The 1877-nt window shown below is 38.6% G+C and carries 3 protein-coding genes; 1 reads left to right on the top strand and 2 read right to left on the bottom strand.

The annotated features are described in order from the left end of the window. Positions 1 to 1155 (top strand): ATP-binding protein (locus RM529_RS17115; RefSeq protein WP_311485962.1); only part of this gene is annotated, 1155 nt, incomplete at its 5' end. Positions 1156 to 1165: 10 nt separating this feature from the next. Here RM529_RS17115 and RM529_RS17110 read toward each other — a convergent pair. Then, positions 1166 to 1528, bottom strand: a complete 363-nt coding sequence (locus RM529_RS17110; protein WP_133642541.1) for a hypothetical protein — start codon at positions 1526 to 1528, stop codon at positions 1166 to 1168. 7 nt (positions 1529 to 1535) lie between these two features. After that, the coding region (locus tag RM529_RS17105) for a DUF4138 domain-containing protein (RefSeq protein WP_311485961.1) at positions 1536 to 1877 on the bottom strand (342 nt) is incomplete at its 5' end.

The raw sequence follows: 1877 nt of genomic DNA, 5'->3' as shown, positions 1-1877 counted from the left end.
AGTGAGGAACGAGATGGTAAAAACATCCTGAAAGTTATTGTGGCGAGCGGTCCTGAAAAACCCTATCATCTCAAAAAATATGGGATGAGTGAAAAGGGTTGTTTTATTCGCTTAGGTTCAGCAGCTGAACCGATGCCACAAAAAATGATTGACGAGCTCTTTGCCAAGCGCACCCGAAATTCCATCAGCAAAATTAAAGCGGGTCGTCAAGATTTAAGCTTTAGCCAGTTGAAAATCTACTACGAGGAATCGGGTCATACCCTTGGTAAAGCTTTTGCAAAGAACTTGGAACTATTGACCGAAAACGGCGCATTCAATTATGCCGGCTATCTCTTGGCAGATAAGAATAACACTTCAATTAAAGTAGCCAAGTATTCGGGCAAAACCCGAACAGACTTGATAGAAAGCAACGAATATGGTCACGAATGCTTAGTAAAAGCGACAAAACAAGTCATTGATAAAATTGCCGTAGAGAACCGAACCAACACAAAAATAACGGCCAAAGAAAGACAACAAGCCAGCCTTTGGAATCCCATCGCATTGCGCGAGGCCATCATCAATGCCTTTGTACATAATGATTATACCAATGAGATTACCCCAAAGTTTGAAATCTTTGCTGATAGAATTGAAATCACATCGGCAGGCGGTCTTCCGGAAGGATTGAGCAAACAGGAATTTTTCGAGGGCTTTTCAGTTCCACGTAACAAAGAACTGATGCGGATTTTTAAGGATTTGGAACTCGTGGAACAATTGGGTTCTGGCATCCCTCGTATTTTGGAACACTATGGCAAAGAGAGTTTTGGCTTTTCAGATAACTTCCTTAGAATGACTTTTAACGCTAAAGAAACTGCTGTTGAAGAAGGTGGTCAAATAGGTGGTCAAATAGGTGGTCTAATGGGTGGTCAAAAAGGTGGTGTAATAGGTGGTGTAATAGGTGGTGTAATTGATGCGACTGAAGCTCTAACTAAAAGACAAAAAGAAGTTCTTAAACTTATTGCGGCTAATCCTTCCATAACCTATAATGAAATAGCTGAAGCTTTGGGTATTAATGAATCTGCTGTTGGTAAGCATATTACAGCTATCAAAAATAAAGGCTTTTTAACGCGTCAAGGCGATACACGAGGTTATTGGGAAATCAATCTCGATAAAAATTAAGAAAAATCTTTTAAAAAGGCCCTTTTTCCCTCGGACCTTTACTGGTCACTTTCCATTGACCGTTTTCCTTAGTCAGTTTAAAAATGCCTGTTTTTCCATCATAGGTCGTGCTGTATTTTACCCAGGCAATTTCGCCATCAACAGCTTCGTCTAAAATTTCTACCTTGATATCTTTATCAGAATCTGGCATCATATTCTGTAAGGTAATCAAACTGGCATAGCCTTCAGAAGTGGTATGCTTTTTTAAAGCTGATTCATCTTTTGAGAAAAAGCTTGACGCAACAACTTTGGCAGTTTCAGAAGGGGATTTTGTTGTGCTTTCTGAACAAGAAAGGAACAACAATACAAGCGAGCAAATGACTAATCTTTTCATAACAGTATTAATTTGGGTTATTGATATATCTATGCGATAGTTTCATTTCTATGTTCCGTTCGCCATCTTTTTCATTCAATTCCAAAATTGCCCTACGGTCATCGGATAATGAAAATTTGGGCAACACATAAACAAATCGAGCCATTTCATTTTCCTTAATCTTGGACGGCAGACTATGTTTATATATCGGTTCTTGATACAGTCGTTGCAATGATTTTCTTTTCCCTTTTTGCCGAGTTTCAATCGAAAGGTTCAAGAAATTCAAATCGTAATCCAACGTAGAATTATTTTCAATCTCGATAACGAAATAGAGTTCATCCTTATCAAAAACAATGTTCTCTACGGTCAA

The sequence above is a fragment of the Autumnicola edwardsiae genome, from assembly GCF_031846505.1.
Taxonomy (GTDB): domain Bacteria; phylum Bacteroidota; class Bacteroidia; order Flavobacteriales; family Flavobacteriaceae; genus Autumnicola; species Autumnicola edwardsiae.
This window is presented reverse-complemented; position numbering and strand designations above follow the sequence as displayed.

Bases quoted from the DNA above. Each gene is read 5' to 3' on its own strand.
- RM529_RS17110 (WP_133642541.1), bottom strand. From the start codon at position 1,528: ATGAAAAGATTAGTCATTTGCTCGCTTGTATTGTTGTTCCTTTCTTGT.